Raw genomic sequence first — 18,699 nt, forward strand, 5'->3', positions numbered from 1 at the left:
CGCTCGACGCGCTGACAGCGCGCCGGCGCCGGACGACGTGCGGGGGCCCCTTTATGAAATGGTGGGCAGCGACATCGGCTGCCCGAGCATCGGACCGACTACATCGTCGAGCTCTGCCGGCACACGCGCTGAACGAGCTCGACAGCCGCGATGGTCGCGATGCTCTCGTGGCGTGGGGGGTTCCGCCCGAAGCCGCCGCGGGGAGGCGGCTGCCACCAGAGGGGTTGCGATGAACCGGGAGATTCTCGCTCCAGGGATGGTGTTCCAGAGCCGCTACGAGCTCCTCTCCTTGCTCCGGGAGAGCAGCCTCGGCGCCGTCTACGAAGGGCGACGGATCGGCACTGGGCAGCCGATCGCCCTCACGCTGATACCGCTCGCCCGGGACGGAGACCCCGCGGATCCAGCGAGAGGCGACCGCGCGCTCTGCCTGCAGGCGATGCGTCGCTGCGAGCGACTCCAGCACCCCAACATCGTCCGGCTCATCGACTGGGGGCAGACGGACGAGGGACAGCTTTATGCTGTCAGTGAGCTCGTGCCCGGGCAGAGCCTGGCCGATTTGCTGTCGGACCAGGGCGCGCTCGATCTGCAGGAGGCGTGGCACCTGATGCGGCAGGTCCTCGAAGCGCTGGCGTGCGCGCACCGGCAGGGCATCGTTCACGGGGCGCTCAGGCCGAGCCACGTGATGGTCGTGCCCTCGGCGGCGCGGCGGGACGCGCGGGTGCTCGACTTCGGCCTCGCCACCGTCGCCGCGCCCCTGCGGAACGGCCGGGGCGGCGCGCCCGCCTCGGGCACCGAGCCCCTGGGCTCGCTGGCCTATGCAGCGCCCGAGCAGCTCCAGGGGCTCTCGCCGACGGCGCGCTCCGATCTGTACGCCTGGGGGCTCATGTTTCTCGAGTGCCTCACGGGCAGGCGCGTGGAACGGGCCTGCTCTTCGGACAGGGAGGGTTTCCAGCGGGAGAGCCGCGGGCCAGTCCGGATCCCTCCCGCGCTCCTCGGCCACCCGGTCGGCGCGATCTTGGGGCGGGCGTTGATCGAGGAGCCTGGCGCGCGGACCGCCACGGCCGAGGGCCTCCTGCGCGAGCTCGACGCCTGCGAGCCGGGCGGGCTCCGCCGGGCAGGCGCCATCGAGCTCGCCGCGCCCCTCGGCGCGGCGACGGCGGAGATCCGGGGCTCGGCGACCCCGGTGCCACGGCAGCCGGAGCGGCCCGCGGCGGACGAGCTTCCCGAGCAGGTGGAGACGCCGGTGATGGAAGGGGACACGCCTACCCCGGAGGAGGCGCCGACGACGCCGGCGGACGCCATCGCGGGCTACGTGCCCCCGGACATCGGCGCCAACATCAAGCACTACGAGATCATCCGCAAGCTCGGCCAGGGCGGCATGGGGGTCGTGTTCCTGGCCCGCGACACGAGGCTCGGTCGCCTGGTCGCCATCAAGCTCCTCCGCGAGCACAGCGGACAAGGAAGCGGGCGCTTTCTGGCCGAGGCGCGGGCCACGGCGCGCTGCAGGCACGAGAACATCGTGGTCATCCACGAGGTGGACGAGATCCACGGGCACCCTTACCTCGTGCTCGAGTACGTCAAGGGTCGCACGCTGCGCGAATGGATGGCGCAGCGCGAGCACCCCAGCGCGCCCGGGTCGCCCGTCGCGCATACGCCGTCCGGCCCCGTGTCGCCGAACCTGGCCGTCGAGCTCATGATCCCGGTGGTCCGCGCGCTGATCTGCGCGCATGAGATCGGGATCGTGCACCGCGATCTCAAGCCGGAGAACATCCTCCTGGACGACACCGGCGCGATCAAGGTGCTCGATTTCGGCATCGCCAAGCAGATCGAGGGCGAGAAGATCTCGATGTTCACGGGCGTGCGGATGGTGCTCGCGGGAGGGGGTCGGCCGAACGGGCAAAGCACGCTCCTCGGCACGCCCCGGTACATGTCTCCCGAGCAGCTGCGGGGCGGGGACATCGATGCTCGCTCCGACCTCTGGGCAGTGGGCATCATCCTCCATGAGCTGGTCACGGGGGCGCACCCGCTCGACCCGTTCTCGGCCGCGCGGCTCATGGAGATCGTGAACATCGATGTCCCCATGCCTCTCGCCAGCCAGCGGCGCCCGGACGTGGGCGCGCTCGGCGCCCTCATCGACCGCTGCCTGAAGAAGCGACAGGCCGAGCGCATCGGCTCGGCCAGGGAGCTCCTCACCGAGCTCGAGGCCCTCCTGCCCGGTCGAACGGCGCTCGCTCTCGACGAGGACGAGAGCCCGTTCGCCGGCCTCGCCGCGTTCCAGGAGGCGGACGCGCCGCGCTTCTTCGGGCGCGAGCGCGAGGTCGCCGCCCTGGTGAGGCGGCTGCGCAACCAGCAGCTCGTCGCCGTCGCCGGGCCCTCGGGGGCGGGCAAGTCGTCGTTCGTGCGCGCGGGCGTGATCCCGGCGTTGAAGCGCTCGGGCGACCGCTGGGAAGCGTTCATCCTGCGCCCGGGGCACCGCCCGCTGTCCGCGCTCGTCGACGTGCTCGCGCAGATCGCCGACGCGGAGCCCGCCGGCGCGACCGGCGCGCCCGAGCTCCCCGATCACGACGAGCTCGTCGCCACGCTGCGAGCCCAGCCCGGCCACCTGGGTGCCCGGCTGCGCGCGCGCTGTCGCCGGGAGGGGAGGAGGCACCGCATCCTGCTCTTCGTCGATCAGTTCGAGGAGCTCTACACGCTCGGCGCCGCCGCCGAGGCGCGGGCGGCGTTCGTCGCTTGCCTCGCAGGCGCCGCCGACGACGCCTCGTCGCCGCTGCGCGTGCTGCTCGCCATCCGCTCGGACTTCCTCGATCGCATCGCGGACGACCACCACTTCATGACCGAGGTGACCCGCGGGCTCTCGTTCCTGCCGCCCATGGGGCGCGACGGCCTGCGCGAGGCGTTGACGCGGCCCACCGAGGCGACCGGTCACCGGTTCGAGACGGCGGAGATGGTCGAGCACATGCTGGGCACGCTCGAGAGCACCCGGAGCCCCTTGCCGCTCCTGCAATTCACGGCCTCGAAGCTGTGGGAGGCGCGGGATCGCGAGCGCCGGATCTTGACGCAGGAGAGCTACGGACGGCTCGGCGGCGTGGCCGGTGCCCTGTCCGCCCACGCAGACGCGGTGCTCTCGGCGCTGCCGCTCTCCGAACAGCGGCTGGCCCGGGCGGTGCTCCTGCGCCTCGTGACGCCCGAGCGCACGCGCGCCGTCGTGCGCATGGAGGAGCTCCGCGAGCTGGCGCGGGACGGCCAGGGAGACGCCGCCCAGGCGATCGCGCAGGTGGTCCAGCACCTCGCCGGCGCGCGGCTCCTGCTCATCGAGACCGGCGACGAGCGCGAGGGCACGACCGTGGAGCTCGTGCACGAATCGTTGATCGATCGGTGGGCGAAGCTCGGGCAGTGGCTCGCGGAGAGCGAGCAAGACGTGGAGTTCCTGGCCCGGCTCCGCGCTGCGGCCCAGCAATGGGAGTCGAGCGGGCAGGCCGAGGGGCTGCTCTGGCGCGATCGTGCGGCGGAGGACGCCCGCGCCTGGTACGAGCGCCGCCGCGCTGAGCAGGGGGGCGAGTGGCGCGCCGGGCTCAGCGGCCGCGAGGAGCGCTATCTCCTGGCCGTGGTGGCCCACTGCGAACGAGCGCGCCGGCTGCGCCGGCAGCTCACCACGGGCGTGATCGCCGCGCTCACGGCGTTCGCGGTCACGGTGTCGTATCTGGCGCTCCGCGCCGACCAGCAGGCCACGCGCGCCGATCGGGAGGCCCTGCGCGCGCGCAACGCCACCCGCGTGGCCGCGGCGCGCGAGCTGCAGGCCGACCCCACGAGCGTGCTCGCGATCCTGCGCGAGGTCGAGCCGCGCGACGAGCCGCGGGGGTGGGCCGCCCTCGCGCGCTGGGCGCTGTACAGCAGGATCTCGCGCGCGGTGCTCGTCCACCCGGACGGGGTGCTGGACGCGGACTATAGCCCTGACAGCAAGCGCATCGTCACCGCGTCGTGGGACAGGACGGCGCGGGTGTGGGACGCCGACGGCACCGGCGAGCCCCTCGTCCTCCGCGGTCACGAGGATCGGGTCTATTCGGCGGCGTTCAGCCCGGATGGCGAGCGCATCGTCACCGCGTCGTGGGACAGGACGGCGCGGGTGTGGAACGCCGACGGCACGGGCGAGCCCCTCGCCCTCCGCGGTCACGAGGACTGGGTCTATTCGGCGGCGTTCAGCCCCGATGGCAAGCGCATCGTCACCGCGTCGGCCGACAGGACGGCGCGGGTGTGGAGCGCCGACGGCGCCGGCGAGCCCCTCGTCCTCCGCGGCCACACGGATCAGGTCTACGCGGCGGCGTTCAGCCCCGATGGCAAGCGCATCGTCACCGGGGCGCAGGACAGGACGGCGCGGGTGTGGAGCGCCGACGGCGCCGGCGAGCCCGTCGTCCTCCGCGGCCACGACGAGCGGATCTATTCGGTGGCGTTCAGCCCCGATGGCAAGCGCGTCGCCACCGCGTCCTGGGACAGGACGGTGCGGGTGTGGAACGCCGACGGCACGGGCGAGCCCCTCGTCCTCCGCGGCCACGACGATCGGGTCTACTCGGTGGCGTTCAGCCCCGATGGCAAGCGCATTGCCACCGGGTCGCAGGACGAGACGGTGCGCGTGTGGAACGCCGACGGCACGGGTGAGCCGTTCGTCCTTCGCGGTCACGACGATCAGGTCTATTCCGTGGCGTTCAGCCCGGATGGCCGCCGCGTCGTCACCGCGTCTTACGACAAGACCGCGCGCGTGTGGGACGCCGACGGCACCGGCGAGCCCCTCGTCCTCCGCGGCCACACGGATCGGATCTACGCGGTGGCGTTCAGCCCCGATGGCCGGCGCGCCGCCTCCGCGTCGCTGGACAGGACGGCGCGGGTGTGGAACGCCGACGGCACCGGCGAGCCCCTCGTCCTCCGCGGTCACAGCGACGAGGTCACCTCGGTGGCGTTCAGCCCCGATGGCAAGCGCATCGCCACCGGGTCCGCCGACAAGACCGTGCGGGTGTGGAACGCCGACGGCGCCGGCGAGCCCCTCGTCCTCCGCGGTCACCAGGATCAGGTCTACTCGGTGGTGTTCAGCCCCGACGGCCGACGCATCGCCGTCGGGTCATGGGACCGGACCGTGCGGGTGTGGAACGCCGATGGCACCGGCGAGCCGCTCGTCCTCCGCGGCCACGACGATCGGGTCTATTCGGTGGCGTTCAGCCCCGACGGCAAGCGCATCCTCTCCGGCTCGTCGGACAACACCGCCCGGGTGTGGAGCGCCGACGGCACGGGCGAGCCGATCGTCTTTCGTGGTCACGACGGCGAGATCGGCGCGGTGGCGTTCAGTCCCGATGGCCAGCGCATCGTCACCGCGTCCTGGGACAGGACGGCGCGGGTGTGGAGCGCCGACGGCACCGGCGAGCCCCTCGTCCTCCGCGGTCACGAGCACTGGGTGCTGGGGGTGGCGTTCAGCCCCGACGGCAAGCGCATCGCCACCGGATCGCAGGACAAGACCGTGCGGGTGTGGAACGCCGACGGCACGGGCGAGCCGCTGGTCCTCCGCGCCTCCGATGCGCCGATCAACGCCGTGGCGTTCAGCCCGGATGGCCATCGCGTCGTCGCCGCGGCGGACGACATGGTGGTGCGGGTGTGGACCGATCTCGAGGAGCTCCGCGGCGTCGACGACCCGAAGCTGTGGGCCGCGACCACCTACTGCATGCCGATCGACCGGAGGATGGAGCTCCTGCGCGTGCCCGAGGCCGCCGCCAGGGCCAGCCGGGAGGCCTGCGTGCGCCGCAGCGAGGAGGCGCTCGCGGCCGCCAGGAAGCCGTAGAGCGACGGGCGGGGCTGGCGCTGCGCGCGGGTGAGGGAGGCCAGAAGGCGCGGCCGAGCTCCTCCTCGACCGCGAGCACGCGCAGCCCCTTGCGGGGACGCGAGGGCACCTCGACCGTGGGTGCCCAGGACCGCCGGGTCGGCGTGCGATCGCGCGGGCCGGTCACGGGCCAGGCCTGGCTTTGTCCCGCAGGTAGAGCGCCTCCACCTGCTGCCGGGCCCACGGGGTCCGTCGCAGGAATTGCAGGCTCGATTTGATGCTGGGATCGTACTTGAAGCAGCGGACGTCGATCATGCGCCCGAGCTGCTCCCAGCCGTGCTGCGCGACCAGGTGCTCGAGGATCATCTGGAGCGTGACGCCGTGAAGAGGATTGTTGGGCTGGGGCTGAGTCATATCGATGCTCGGGGGCGATCGCCCGGGAGGGCCGGCGTGAGCCCGCGGTGTAGCACGCCGCGCGGCGGTCGCCGCACCCGCGCGCCACGCCGCCCGCGCGAAGGAGCGCTCCCCGCAGCGCTGCTCGTGAAGAAGATCGAGCGCCGGGAGAGACGGCCCGGGCAGAGTCGGGGAAGGCCGCCGACGCGAGCGGAGCAGCCCCCCGCCCCGCCGCGCGGCGCCACGCGCCGGAGCGCCCCGCCTGGAGGCTCCACCCCATGGCGCTGGACAGCGTCTGGGCCTTGCGGCGCAGGGCCGATCCGTGAGACTTTCCGTGGGAGAAGGTCACAAAGGCGACGTTCCAGACAGCCCTGGTCTGGCGGCGTCGGTCGACCGATCGACGGATAGTCAGGTACGCAAGGAAGGAGAGAGCACGTGACCAAGCCAGGTCCAGTGATCGCTTCGGATGTTCCGCCCCGAGCCAAGCCGTCCAACTACCCGGAGCCGTTTGCCTCACGCGTCGCCGGCCGGCAGAAGCAGGCCCTGGGTGATGTCTTCGGGCTTGGCAACTTTGGCGTGAATCGCACCACGTTGAAGCCCGGCGCAATCTCGGCCCTGCGTCACTGGCACTCGGCCCAGGATGAGTTCATCTACGTTCTCTCGGGCCACCCCACGCTCATAACCAACGCCGGAGAAACAACGCTCCAGCCCGGCATGTGCATGGGGTTCAAGGGGGGAGATCCCGACGGGCATCATCTGGTGAACCGGTCGACGGAGGATGTCGTGTATCTGGAGGTCGGAGATCGCCTGCCGGGTGATTCGGGGTCGTACCCGGACGATGATCTGAAGGCAGTCATGGGGGCTGACGGCAAGTGGCAATTCCAGCACAAAGACGGGGCGCCGTATTAGCGGTCAGCATACCCGACGAGCGGCTGGAGCGGTCGCTACACCGGCACCGGTGACCTGGTGAAACCCATGGCGTGGAAGGCCGCCACGGCTCAGCTGAGGACGAGGTAGGAGTCGCCGAACTCGTGGCACAGATACCCCGCCTGCTCGGCGTGGGCGTTGGCGCGGTGGAGCAGCTCGGCCGGCGCGAAGGCCTCGAGGAGCCGGAAGTGACTCTCCGCCGGGTCGTGCACGCCGGTGAGCAGCCCGTCGACCACCCGCGGCCGGAAGCCGGGGTGGAGCACGAGATCGGTCACGCCAGGGCCCGCCCGGAGCTCGCCCCCGTGCTGGGCAGCGCAGCCCTCGAGGGCGCGCGTCACCGTCGTGCCCACCGCGATGACCCGGCGCCCGCGCGCCCGGGCCTCGCGCACCGCCGCCACCGTCTCCTCGGGGATCTCGAAGCGCTCCGGCAGGGGGAGCAGCGCGTCGAGCGCCGGATCGCCTGTCGACGAGATCCCGGCCGCGTGGGTGAGCGAGGCGATCCGGACGCCGCGGCGGAGCAGCTCGAGCAGGAGCCCCCACGCGAGCGGCCGGCCGGCCGAGGGGAGCTCGGCGCAGAGAGGCCGGCTCGCGTACCGCGTCTGCGCGTGCCAGATCTCGAGCGGGGCCGCGACATACGCGTACTGGATCGGGCGCCCCCGGCGGTAGAGCGCCGACCAGAGCGCGGCCCCCCGCTCGCGAAAGGCGATCTCGACGAGGCGCGCCGAGGCCGCGGAGACGCGCTCGACGACGGCCGCGAGGTCGTCGCCGAACGTCACCGCGTCGCCCGGGCCGAGCGCGGGCGGCGGCGGGCGATCCTCGGTGCGCGTGTGCCAGTCGCCGGCGCCGAACAGGAGGGCCGAATACCGCCCCTCGGAGAGCTCGCCGATGAGGCGCGCCTCCACCGCCTCGCCGCGCGCCGTCGCGCCGTGGAGCGACGCCGGCAGCGTGGCGCCGTCGTTGACGACCAGGAGATCGCCCGGCTCGAGGAGCGCCGGCAGATCGGCGATGCGCCCGTCGCGCAGCCGCCCGAGGCGCGGGTCCACGTGGAGGAGCCGCTCCTCCAGGGGGTTGTCGCGAGGCCAGGTGGCAGGGCTCATGGCGCCTCCGGGAGGCTCGCGGCCTCGACGCGCGCGCCGCTCGGCACCTCGCCCGCGCGGGCGACGAGGGCGGCGATCCGGCGGGCGACGTCCGCGGGATCCGCGAGCGTGCTCGGGTCGGCGTCCGGGATGGCCTCGGCGTGCATCCTCGTGTTCATCTCGCCGGGATCCACCGCATAGAAGGCGACGCCCGTGCCCTCGAGCTCGGCGGCCCAGGTGCGCGAGAGGTGATCGAGCGCCGCCTTGGAGACGCCGTAAGCGCCCCACCGCGGATAGGCGTTCACCGCCGCGTCCGAGCTGATGTGGACGACGACCCCGCGCCGCCGCAGCGCCATCGCGCCGGCGATCACCTTGGTGAGGCGGAAGGGGCCCACCACGTTGACCTCGAGCACGCGGCCGAGATCTTCGCACTCGGTGTCGAGCAGGATCGGCAGCGGCGTCTTGCCGAGCGTGCTCGCGTTGTGGACGAGCAGGTCGATGGGCCCGACCAGCGCCGCCGCCCCGCCGGCGATCGCGTGGGTCTGGCCCTTGTCGCCGATGTCCGCCGCGAGCGCGTGCGCGACCCCGCCCGCCGCGGTGATCTCGGCCGCCACCGCCTCGAGCGGCCCGCGCTCGCGCGCGACGAGGACCACCTTCGCGCCCCGCCGCGCGAGCTCCCGCGCGAGCGCGGCGCCGAGCCCGCGGCTCGCCCCCGTCACCAGCGCGGCGCGCGGCGCGAACGGCTCGCCCCCCGCGCCGCGGGGGAGCGAGGGCCGGGAGATCGCCTCGGCCTGGATCAGCACATCGCTTCCGGTCGATTCGTTGTTCATCATGAGTTCCTCCTCGACTCACACCCTAATCCGCGCTGGTTAGTTTGTTGGAGCGCGCTCCAACGGCTTGGAAACGTGCTAATGTCCGGACATGGATCAGGACGCGGAGCTGGCCGGCAGGCTCGCGAGGAACATCAAGCAGCTGCGCGAGGCCCGCGGGCTGACGCAGCAGCAGCTGGCGAAGCTCGCCGGCGTGCCCCGGGCGACCTGGGCGCACCTCGAGTCCGGCGCGGCGAACCCGACGCTCGGCGTCCTGCACCGCGCGGCCGCCGCGCTCCAGGTCTCGATCGAGGAGATGCTCGCCGCGCCGCGCGCCACGTGCCAGCTCTACGCGCGCGACACGCTGCCCACGCGCTCGCCCGGGCAGGCGCTCGTCCGCAAGCTCCTGCCGGACCCGATCCCGGGCATGGAGATGGATCGCGTCGAGATCCCGCCGGGCGGGCGGATGACGGGCGTCCCGCACACCCCGGGCACCCGCGAGTACCTGACGTGCGAGTCGGGGGAGCTCCTGCTCGTCGTGAGCGGCGAGCGGTTCACGCTCGGCTCGGGCGACGTAGCGGTGTTCCGCGGCGATCAGCGACACTCGTACCACAACCCCGGGAAGCAGCCGGCGGTCGGCTACTCGGTCGTGGTCCTGGCGCGGGTGCTGTGATGGAGTCGCGCGCTCCTGCCGCTCTACCGGCCGAGAGCGCGCTCGGGTGTCGAGGTGGCCTGGCGGCCGCCAGGCCTCTCTGGCCCTCTCTGCCGAGCGCCGGAGGGTCCGTGCTCGGGCCGTCCGGCCCTCAGCGCCGTCGTCGGCCGGCGAGCGCCGCGCATGCGAGCAGCGCGAGCGCCGCGGCCCCGGGAGCTCCCCCGCCGCCCGCCCCGCCCGCAGCGCCGAAGCTGCAGCCGCCCTCCGACGTCTCGCCCGTCTCGCCATCTCCGCCGCCGCCGCCCGCGCCGGCGCCACCTGCGCTGTCGCTGCCGCCAACACCGCCGCTGCCGCCAACACCGCCGCTGCCGCCCGCGCCGCCGCTGCCCGGCCCCATCCCTGAATCGCACGTTCCCCCGGGATAGATGTCCGCCTCCGTCCACGCCGGCTCGGGCGGCGTGGCGAAGGGTGGCTGTGCCGTCGCCGGGTCCTCCCTGTAGTAGCAAGGCCTGCAGGCGTGCACCGTCTCGCCAGCGACGTTCCCGGCCGTGTCCATCGCCGTGGCGCGGAAGCAGAGCGCCTCGGGGGCGTCGGCGCCGTCGAGCACCTCCGCTGTCTGGCCGATGGCGATGGTCACCGAAGCGGCGTTCATGAACCTGCTCACCGAGAACAGGGGGTCCGTGAACGTATCGTCCCGGAACACCTCGATCGTCGCGATCACCGTGGCCTCGCCGCCCTGCGCGACCTCTCCTTCGGCCGTGACCCACCAGGAGAGATCGGTGTCGAGCTGGCAGTCTCCGCCGCTCGACTTGAAATCGACATGATCATAAAGGTCGAACGAGAGCCCGCTCGGCCCCGGAGGCGCCTCGGTGTCCGCGGCGCCGGCCGTGAGCTCGAGGCGCTTCACCCCGCACGACTCCACCGGATTGCAGAAATCGCCCTCGATCGCGATCGCCTGCCCCTCGCTGGGCGCCGGCTCGATCCGCGCCACGATGCTGTATCCCGTGGCCGGCACGTCCGGCTCGAGCACGAGGCTCGCCGGCTCCCCGTCGACCGTCACCGACACCCCGTCCAGCGAGATGGAGTAGCCCTCGAAGAAGATCGCGGCGTTCCCGGGGAGGGTCCCGCCGCTCGCCGGAAATGTGCCCGTCAGCCCCGCAAGCGGAGGGCTGCACGCGTCAGCGCGCGACTCCATCGCCGCGGTACAGGCCAGCGCCACGACGATCCCGGCGGTCCATGAGCAGTGCTTTGTCATGGACGTGAGCCTATCAAGGTCGAGCCCGGATCGAGAAATCGCCAGGGCGCCCGGGACGCCGAGAGAACCACGAGGTTTCTTCTCTTGGCGTCCCGCGCGCCCTGACGGCTCGAATCCGCGCTCGCCCAGCCGCCGCGCTAGATCGCCGCCAGCACGGTCTCCGCCCGGTGCTTGACGTAGTGCTCGACGGCCTCCGGCAGCGTCGGCAGGGTCGCGCGGCGGCGGCTGTGCAGCCCCCCCTGCCGCGGCAGGTTCGCCCGCAGCCCGAGGGCGTGCGCAGGACAGGGGTGCACCGACCTGGAGGGCAAGCCGAACGCGTCGCACATCATCTTCGCCCAGGAGGCGAAGCTCAGGACACCGTCGTTCGCCAGGTGCCACACCCCGTCGGCCTGGTCGATCGCGAGGTCCAGGCACGTGTGCGCCAGGTGCGGCAGGTAGGTCGGCGACACGAACAGGTCGTCCGCAGCGCGGAACGGCTCCCCGCGCTGCGCGGCCGACAGCGCGAGCGCGGCGAAGCTGCGCGCCTCGAACGGCCCGAACAGGCTGCCCGTGCGCACCACCAGCGCGCCCGGCAGGGCCTCCAGCACGCCCCGCTCGCCCAGCGCCTGCGCCTCGCCGAACGCGTTGATGGGCGCGACCGGATCATCCTCGACGTACGGGTCGGGCTTGCTCCCGTCGAAGACGAACGCCGACGAGAACATCAGCAGCCGCGAGCCGTGGCGCCGGCACACCTCGGCCAGCAGCATCGGCCCGACCACGTTGGCGCGGTGGCACGCCTCGAGCTCGTCCTCGGCGTCGTGCACGCGCGTGTACCCCGCCGCGTTGATCACGAGCCACGGCTGGACCTCCGCCACCGCGCGCTCCAGGGCCGCCGCGTCGGTGATGTCGAGCTCGCCGTGCGTCACGGCCCGGACGTGGATGCCGCGCTCCTCGCACGCGCGCACGAGCGCCGCGCCGAGCGACCCGCCCGCGCCGGTGAGCAAGATCGGCCGCTCGCGCTGCCGGCAGATGGTCCGCGTCGAGGAGCGCGGCGCCGCGTAGAGCAGCCGCTCGTCGCGGCGCCACCACCCCGGGGCCGCGGCGAGCGGGTGCTCGGACCGGCCGGTGAGCGCCAGCTCCTTCGCGACGGCCGCGATCGCCGTGGGGCGCGGCGCTGGCCCGCGCACGTCGAACACCCCCGGCTCGTAGTGGCCGCGCGCCTGCGTGACGAGGCTGTCCCAGTCGTACGCCCCGAAGGCGGACCACAGCGTCACTGCGCGCACGTCGGCGCCCTCCGCGCGCGCCGCGTGCGCGCCCTCCCAGGCCTCCACCAGCCAGCGGATCTGCTCCTCCGGCGTGCACCCCAGGTGGACCTCGGTGATCGCGAGCGGCGTCCGGTACCGCTCCCACGCCTCGCGCAGGACGTGGCGGTGGCCGAAGATCCCTTCCTCGCGGACGCGCACCGCCTCCACGTCGGCGTACGCGTCGCGCCCGTTACCGCCGTGGGTCCATGACGGGTACAGGTCGAGGCGGTGATCGAGGAACCTGTCGCTCGTCAGGTAGTAGTTCACGCCGACGATGTCCGGCGGGCAGGGCTCGGCCATGAGGAGCGCGAGGTCCTCGTCGGCGACGCCGCAGTCGCGGAGGTGCTGGTGGAGCGGGTGCGCGGCGTCCACGCGCCCGTACAGCAGATCGAGGCTCAGCCAGCGCCGGTGGTTCTCGAACGTGGCCTGGTAGTCGAGCCTGCGCGTGCTGGCGACGGCGCCGAGGTCCTCCGTCTGCACGAGGCGCGCGTCAGGGCGCGCCCGCCGGATGGCGCGCATCGCGGCCGCGGTGGCGCGCGTCTCCACGAGCAGCGCGCGCATGAACGCGGCCGGGTCCCGGAGGTGCGGATACCAGTGCCCGTAGAGCGCGCTGAAGCGCGCCGTCGTGAGCGGCTCGTTCACCGGCGTGAAGTCGCGGACCCAGGGGTAGCGCTCCGCCACCGCGCCGGCGAACTCCGCGAGCCCGTCGACGAAGCTGTCCTCCATCAGGCTGGTCCGCGGCGGCCCGCTCCCGTGGTGGACGAGCCCGACGATCACGTCGATGCCGAGCTCCTTCAGCCGGTGCAGCCGCTCGTCTGCCCAGGAAAAATCGGCGCTCCGGGGGCCGTTCGGGGCCGTTCGCTCCCACAGCACGGGGTACCTGACGGCCTTGACGCCGAGCTCGGCGAGCAGGTCCAGATCCGTGATGCGGTCGTGATGGCCTGTCCGCTCCAGCTGGTTGAAGTACTGGTCCCCGACGCGGTTGACCGTGCACTCGACGCCAGCCCAGAGGGCGATCCCGGAGCGTTCCCTCATGCGACGAGCCCTCCCACGAGCACCGTCGCCCGGCGGTCCGGGATGCGCGCGTAAGCGTCCACGACGGCCTGCCCCACCCTCGCCGCGCACCCGCGCTTCACGAGGGCGACGATCGAGCCGCCGAAGCCGCCGCCGGTCAGCCGCGCGCCGAACACGTCCGGCTGCGCCCGCGCGCTCTCCACCAGCGCGTCGATCTCGGGCACCGACACCTCGAAATCGTCGCGCATCGAGCGGTGCGACGCGTCGAAGAGCTGGCCCAGCCGGGCGAGGTCCCCGGCGCGGAGCGCGGCCACGGCCGCGAGCACGCGGGCGTTCTCGGTCACGACGTGGCGCGCGCGGCGGTCGAGCGGCGCCGGGAGCGACGCGATGCGCTGCTCCGCCGCCGCGTCCACGTCCCTGAGCTGCGGGACGCCGAGCGCCGCGGCCGCGCGCTCGCACTCCGCGCGCCGCGTCTTGTAGTCGCCGCTCGCGTGCTGGTGCGCCACGCCGGAGTTGATGACGAGCAGCTCGGCCTCGGCCGGCAGCGGGACGCGCTCGAACGCGAGCGTCCTCGTGTCGATGAAGAGCGCCGTGTTCTCGTCGGCGAGGCTCGCGGCCATCTGGTCCATCGTCCCGACGGGGGCGCCCACGAAGTCGTGCTCGGCGGCGTGCGCGATCCGCGCGATCTCCACGTCGTCGATGGAAAGGCCGAGCATCGCCCGCAGGCCGCGGGCGAGCGCCACGAGCAGCGAGGCGCTCGACGAGAGGCCGCTGCCGAGCGGCACCGTCGACTCGATCCGCGCGTCGAAGCCGGGGACGGAGACCCCCCGGCCGCGGAGGACCGCCGTGATCCCCTGCACGTAGTCGAGCCACAGGCCGCGGCGCGACTCTTCTCCGGCGCGGAACGAGAGCTGGGCGCCGCCGTCCACGTCGCCCACGTTGACCGACGCGACCTGGATGAGCCCGTCGTCCCGCGGCGCGAGCTCGACGCGCGTCTTCTGCGGGATCGCCGTCGGCAGCACGTACCCGCCGCTGTAGTCGGTGTGCTCGCCGATCAGGTTCACGCGCCCCGGCGCCTCGGCCATGAGCTTCGCCGGACGGCCGAAGACGGCCTCGAAGCCCTGCCCTCGCCCGCTCATCGCGACGCCCCCATGTCGACGAGCCCCGGCATGTCCGCCAGCGCGGGCATGTCCGCCAGCCCGCCGTCGCTCAGCGTCGAGAGCGTCTCGTTGGGGCCGACGAACGGGAGCCCCTGCGTCGCGGCCGCCATCTGATGCAGCGGGAACTTCGGCGTGCGGTCGGCGTAGAGGAGGCCGTTCGCCTCCTGGTACGTGTCGGAGAACTGCGTGTAACAGAAGCCGGCCAGCAGCTCGAGGGAGTTGATCACCTTCATCAGCCTAGTATAGCGCTCGGCGAACTCTTCCGAGGTCCTGCACGCCGAGTACCCCCACGTGCCGCCGTTGTCGCCGCTGCTCGTCGGCGCCACCGCGATCCCGCCGAACTCCGACAGCACGATGGCGGTCTCGTGGTTGACCGAGGGGTCGAGCACGAGGGCGCGGCCCCCGGGCCGCTCCCGCTTCAGCAGCTTGGGCACGACGTCGTGAGCGTGGTAGCGCCGGGCGATGCGCTCGGGCGAAGGATCGTAGTCGTGGATCCCGATGATGTCGGTCGCCACGCTCTCCCACCCGTCGTTGCCGATGACCGGCCTCGTGTAGTCCATCGACCGCGTGAGGTGGTAGAGCGCCTGCACATAGTGCCGCTCGTTCGGGTTGTCCGGCAGGTTCGGGACGCCCCACGACTCGTTGAACGGCACCCACGCGATGATGCACGGGTGGCTGATGTCGCGCCGTATCGCCTCGAGCCACTGCCGCGCGAGCCGATCGATCGACTTGCGCGTGTGCCTGTAGGCGCTCGGCATCTCCTCCCAGACGAGGAGGCCGAGCCTGTCCGCCCAGTACAGGTACCGCGGATCCTCGATCTTCTGGTGCTTCCGGGCGCCGTTGAAGCCCATCTGCTTCGTGAGCTCGACGTCGCGGCGGAGGGCCTCGTCGTCCGGGGCCGTGATCCCCGTGTCGTTCCAGTAGCCCTGGTCGAGCACCATCCGGAGGACGTACGCCCGCCCGTTCAGGAGGAAGCGGTCGCCGCGGACGGCCACCGAGCGCAGGGCCGTGTAGCTCTTCACCCGATCGATCGTCATCCCCGCCTGGTCGTGGAGGACGATGTCGGCGTCGATCAGCGTCGGCCGCTCCGGGCACCACAGGAGCTCGTTGCGGAAGTCGTCGATGCCCGGATCGGAGAGCGTGATGCGCCGGTGGACCTCCCCGGCCACGACCGTGTACTGGTCGTTCGCGATCGTCACGTCGCCGACGCGCAGCCGCACCCCGACGCGCGCGCCCTCGACGGGCGCGTTGGCGACCCGGACCTCGACCGCGATCTCCCAGCGCTCGAGGTTCGGGGTCCACCGCACGTACTCGATGTGCATCCGCGGCACGCGCTCGAGCCACACCGTCTGCCAGATCCCGGTCGTCCGCGGGTACCAGATCGAGTGCGGCTCGAGCTTCCAGTCCTGCTTGCCGCGCGGCTTCGCGAGGTCGCCCGGATCGTCGTGCGCCTGCACCACGATCGTGACGCTCTCGCGCCCTCGCGCGAGCTCGGTGATATCGAGGCTGAACGGCGTGTAGCCGCCCTCGTGCTCGCCGGCGAAGCCGCCGTCGACCCACACCTTGGCCACGTAATCCACGGCGCCGAAGTGGATGACGAGCCGCTCGGACGCCTCGAGCTCCGGCACCTTGACCTGCCGTCGGTACCAGCAGGCCTTGTAGAAGCCGGTCTCGCCGACCCCGCTCCGCGGCGTCTCCGGGGCGAACGGCACCTCGATCGTCCTGTCGAAGCGCGCGTCGGCCGGGGAGCACCAGTCCGCCCGGGGGTCGATCGCGAACTCCCACGTCCCGTTCAGCGAGGTCCATTCTTCTCGCCGGAGCAGCGGACGGGGATAACCGCGGGCGCCGCCGCCGCTGTCAGCCGGCGGCGGCACCGAACCTGGGATACCGATCTGTGCGAGGTGCTGTCGAGGCATGGGTCCTATCAGGCAGCGACGGTCACCGCTGCGCCGTTGCTCTTGGCTTCGCGGATGTGGTCGTAGGTGGCGAGGGCCTGCCCCACGACCTGGTCCATGTTGTAGTACCGGTACGTCGCGAGCCTCCCGACGAAGTGGACGTTCGGCGTCGCGTCGGCGAGCGCCTTGTACTTCCGGTAGATCTCCGCGTTCTCGGGCCGCGGCACCGGGTAGTAGGGGTCGCCCTCGGACGTCGGGAACTCGTACACGACGCTCGTCTTCGGGTGCTGCTGTCCGGTGAGGTACTTGAACTCGGTGACGCGGGTATAGTCGTGGTCGTTCGGGTAATTGATGACCGCGCCCGGCTGGAAGACCTCCTTGTCGTGCGTCTCGAACTTGAAGTCGATCGACCGGTACGGGAGCTTCCCGTAGCGGAAGTCGAAGAACGCGTCTACCGGCCCGCTGTAGATCATCTCCCTGAAGTTCACCTCGTTCATGATGTCGCGGTAGTCGGTGTTCAAGAGGACGCGGATGTTCTTGTGGTCCAGCATGTTCTCGAACATCCGGGTGAAGCCGCGGAGCGGCATCGCCTGGAATTCATCCGTGAAGTACCGCGAGTCGTAGTTCGTGCGCGCGGGCACGCGGGACGCGACCGCGGCGTCGAGCTCGGACGGGTCGAGCCCCCACTGCTTGCGCGTGTAGTTGCGGAAGAACTTCTCGTAGAGCTCCCGGCCCACCTTGCTGACGACCGCGTCCTCGGAGGTGCGGCAGTGCTTGATCGGCTCGGCGACGCGCGTGAAGAACGCCTCGACCTCGGCGGGCGAGTAGTTGGTGCCGTAGAGCGCGTTCACCGTGTCGACGTTGATCGGGAAGGGGACGAGCTTGTCGTCGACGTGCGCGAGCACGTGGTGCTCGTAGGGACGCCACTCCGTGAACTGCGACAGGTACCGGAAGATGCGCGGCGACGCGGTATGGAAGATGTGGGGGCCATACTTGTGGATGAGGACCCCGGCGTCATCGTAGCAGTCGTACGCGTTGCCGCCGATGTGAGGCCGCTTGTCGCACAGGAGGACCGACTTGTTCAGCTGCGTGGCGAGGCGCTCCGCGAGCACGCTGCCAGCAAACCCAGCTCCAACGATCAGATAGTCGAACACGGTACGTTCCCTTCCGTCCGGACGGCCGCCGGACGCTTGGCTTGGAGTGCGTCTGACATGAGCCTCGACATCGAGCGCCATGTCTTGTCCCACGACGTCGCGCTCACCATCTCGTCCGCGATCGCGAGGCGAGCCTCTCTCGGCTCGGCCAGCGCCGCCTCGACGGCCGCCACGAACGTGGATGCGTCGGCGATGTGGACCGCCTTCTTGTCCCCGTAGGGCGAGACAACGTCGCGGATGGCGGTGGATACGACCGGCTTGCCCGCTGCGAGGTACTCCAGCGTCTTCGTCGGGCTGATGAACCGGGTCGCTTCGTTGAGCGCGAATGGCATGATAGCAACATCCCAGCCGCCGAGGTAGGCCGGAAGTTCCTGATATGACTTCTGGCCAAGCCAGTGAATGTTCGGACGGCGGGGCAGCGTGGCGGGGTCGATCTTCACGACCGGCCCGAGCATCACGAGCTGGAAGTCGGGGCGCTCCTCGGCGACGCGGGCGACGAGCTCCACGTCGAGCCGCTCGTCGATGACGCCGAAGAACCCGAGCCGCGGCCGCGCGATGCCGCGCTGGTCCTCCGGGTCCAGCGACGCCTCGCGCGCCCTCGTGAAGTGCGCCGCGTCGACGCTGCTCGGGAAGGCGTGCACGGACGGGTGCTGCGTGCGCTTCGCCTCGTAGATGCTCTGGCCGCCCGTGAACACGAGGTCGGCGCGCGCGAAGAGCTCGCGCTCGCGCTCGCGGAGGATCGGCGGCGCGCCGCGGAAGGCGGAGAGCTCGTCCATGCAGTCGTAGACGACGAGCGACGGCTCCACGTCGGCGGCGATCGGCAGCGACATCGGCGTGTAGAACCACAGGATCGGGTGCCGGATGTCCTGCTCCTTCACGAGAGAGCTGAGCAGGCGGCGCTGCTGCGCGAGGGCCTCCTCCGTCTCGGTGCCGTGGGTCAGGTGGGGGACCACGACGGTGAGATTGGCCTCGATGTGTCTCGTCTCGAGCCTTGGCGGTCCATCCTCGAACACCGGCTCTTCGACGAAGTACACCCGCTTCTCCTGCGCGAAGCGGCTCATCAGGTGGTTCGGCCGCTGGAAGACGAAGTTCCAGCGCAGGTGTGACAAACAGATGAGATCCGGCCCGGCCTGCTTCATCTCGTCTCCAATTTGTGGGAATGAGAACCTGTCCGCGGGCGGGTGTTAGCAAGTAACGGGCCCGATGCCTTGACACAGCCATCGACGGAGAAGTCGCGACAGCGTGCGAACGAGGCCCATCGAACCGCGGCAATCCGCTACA

Annotated in this window: 12 protein-coding genes; 3 read left to right on the forward strand and 9 right to left on the reverse strand. The window is 71.8% G+C overall.

Features of this window, described 5'->3' with window-relative positions; genetic code table 11:
• Window positions 1-229: 229 nt before the first annotated feature.
• Window positions 230-5,821 (forward strand): nSTAND1 domain-containing NTPase, encoded by a 5,592-nt coding sequence (locus WME89_RS32220; protein WP_438003500.1) that lies wholly within the window; start codon window positions 230-232, stop codon window positions 5,819-5,821.
• A 162-nt stretch (window positions 5,822-5,983) separates the two neighbouring features.
• Here the strand turns inward: WME89_RS32220 and WME89_RS32225 are convergent, their stop codons facing one another.
• A complete protein-coding gene (locus WME89_RS32225) occupies window positions 5,984-6,214 on the reverse strand; it encodes a VF530 family DNA-binding protein (RefSeq protein WP_438003501.1) in 231 nt (76 codons plus the stop codon).
• Between the two features lie 414 nt (window positions 6,215-6,628).
• On the opposite strand from WME89_RS32225, the gene WME89_RS32230 reads away from it, so the two are divergent.
• On the forward strand, window positions 6,629-7,102 hold the full coding sequence (locus WME89_RS32230) for a cupin domain-containing protein (RefSeq protein ID WP_438003502.1): 474 nt from the start codon (window positions 6,629-6,631) through the stop codon (window positions 7,100-7,102).
• 89 nt (window positions 7,103-7,191) lie between these two features.
• On the opposite strand, the gene WME89_RS32235 is transcribed toward WME89_RS32230, so the two are convergent.
• Entirely contained in the window at window positions 7,192-8,217 is a 1,026-nt protein-coding gene (locus WME89_RS32235; RefSeq protein WP_438003503.1) for an S-adenosylmethionine:tRNA ribosyltransferase-isomerase, read from the reverse strand.
• Window positions 8,214-9,026 carry an SDR family NAD(P)-dependent oxidoreductase gene (locus WME89_RS32240; RefSeq protein ID WP_438012000.1) on the reverse strand — a complete coding sequence of 271 codons (813 nt, stop codon included), beginning with the start codon at window positions 9,024-9,026 and terminating at the stop codon, window positions 8,214-8,216. Before WME89_RS32240 ends, WME89_RS32235 begins: the two co-directional genes overlap by 4 nt.
• Before the next feature lie 91 nt (window positions 9,027-9,117).
• Between WME89_RS32240 and WME89_RS32245 the strand changes: the two genes are divergently transcribed.
• Window positions 9,118-9,678 (forward strand): helix-turn-helix domain-containing protein, encoded by a 561-nt coding sequence (locus WME89_RS32245; protein WP_438003504.1) that lies wholly within the window; start codon window positions 9,118-9,120, stop codon window positions 9,676-9,678.
• A gap of 130 nt (window positions 9,679-9,808) precedes the next feature.
• On the opposite strand, the gene WME89_RS32250 is transcribed toward WME89_RS32245, so the two are convergent.
• From WME89_RS32250 to WME89_RS32275, 6 genes are all read right to left on the reverse strand, one after another.
• Entirely contained in the window at window positions 9,809-10,912 is a 1,104-nt protein-coding gene (locus WME89_RS32250; RefSeq protein ID WP_438003505.1) for a hypothetical protein, read from the reverse strand.
• A gap of 137 nt (window positions 10,913-11,049) precedes the next feature.
• A complete protein-coding gene (locus WME89_RS32255; protein WP_438003506.1) occupies window positions 11,050-13,230 on the reverse strand; it encodes a family 1 glycosylhydrolase in 2,181 nt (726 codons plus the stop codon).
• Window positions 13,227-14,348 (reverse strand): galactokinase, encoded by a 1,122-nt coding sequence (gene galK / locus WME89_RS32260; protein WP_438003507.1) that lies wholly within the window; start codon window positions 14,346-14,348, stop codon window positions 13,227-13,229. The genes WME89_RS32255 and galK overlap by 4 nt, the downstream gene beginning before the upstream one ends.
• Complete coding sequence (locus WME89_RS32265; protein ID WP_438003508.1) at window positions 14,345-16,243, reverse strand: glycoside hydrolase family 2 protein; 1,899 nt, start codon at window positions 16,241-16,243, stop codon at window positions 14,345-14,347. Before WME89_RS32265 ends, galK begins: the two co-directional genes overlap by 4 nt.
• Window positions 16,244-16,293: 50 nt before the next feature.
• Entirely contained in the window at window positions 16,294-17,418 is a 1,125-nt protein-coding gene (gene glf / locus WME89_RS32270; RefSeq protein WP_438003509.1) for a UDP-galactopyranose mutase, read from the reverse strand.
• Window positions 17,403-18,557: a glycosyltransferase family 1 protein gene (locus WME89_RS32275; RefSeq protein ID WP_438003510.1), complete on the reverse strand. Its 1,155-nt coding sequence runs from the start codon at window positions 18,555-18,557 to the stop codon at window positions 17,403-17,405. Before WME89_RS32275 ends, glf begins: the two co-directional genes overlap by 16 nt.
• Between the last annotated feature and the right edge of the window lie 142 nt (window positions 18,558-18,699).

This window comes from Sorangium sp. So ce321 (assembly GCF_051530195.1).
Classification (GTDB): domain Bacteria; phylum Myxococcota_A; class Polyangia; order Polyangiales; family Polyangiaceae; genus Sorangium.

What these genes read in the sequence shown, in the direction of transcription:
- WME89_RS32220 (WP_438003500.1), top strand. Translation starts at nt 230, where the DNA reads ATGAACCGGGAGATTCTCGCTCCAGGGATGGTGTTCCAGAGCCGCTAC.
- WME89_RS32225 (WP_438003501.1), bottom strand. Translation starts at nt 6,214, where the DNA reads ATGACTCAGCCCCAGCCCAACAATCCTCTTCACGGCGTCACGCTCCAG.
- WME89_RS32235 (WP_438003503.1), bottom strand. Translation starts at nt 8,217, where the DNA reads ATGAGCCCTGCCACCTGGCCTCGCGACAACCCCCTGGAGGAGCGGCTC.
- WME89_RS32240 (WP_438012000.1), bottom strand. Translation starts at nt 9,026, where the DNA reads ATGAACAACGAATCGACCGGAAGCGATGTGCTGATCCAGGCCGAGGCG.
- WME89_RS32245 (WP_438003504.1), top strand. Translation starts at nt 9,118, where the DNA reads ATGGATCAGGACGCGGAGCTGGCCGGCAGGCTCGCGAGGAACATCAAG.
- WME89_RS32250 (WP_438003505.1), bottom strand. Translation starts at nt 10,912, where the DNA reads ATGACAAAGCACTGCTCATGGACCGCCGGGATCGTCGTGGCGCTGGCC.
- WME89_RS32255 (WP_438003506.1), bottom strand. Translation starts at nt 13,230, where the DNA reads ATGAGGGAACGCTCCGGGATCGCCCTCTGGGCTGGCGTCGAGTGCACG.
- galK (WP_438003507.1), bottom strand. Translation starts at nt 14,348, where the DNA reads ATGAGCGGGCGAGGGCAGGGCTTCGAGGCCGTCTTCGGCCGTCCGGCG.
- WME89_RS32275 (WP_438003510.1), bottom strand. Translation starts at nt 18,557, where the DNA reads ATGAAGCAGGCCGGGCCGGATCTCATCTGTTTGTCACACCTGCGCTGG.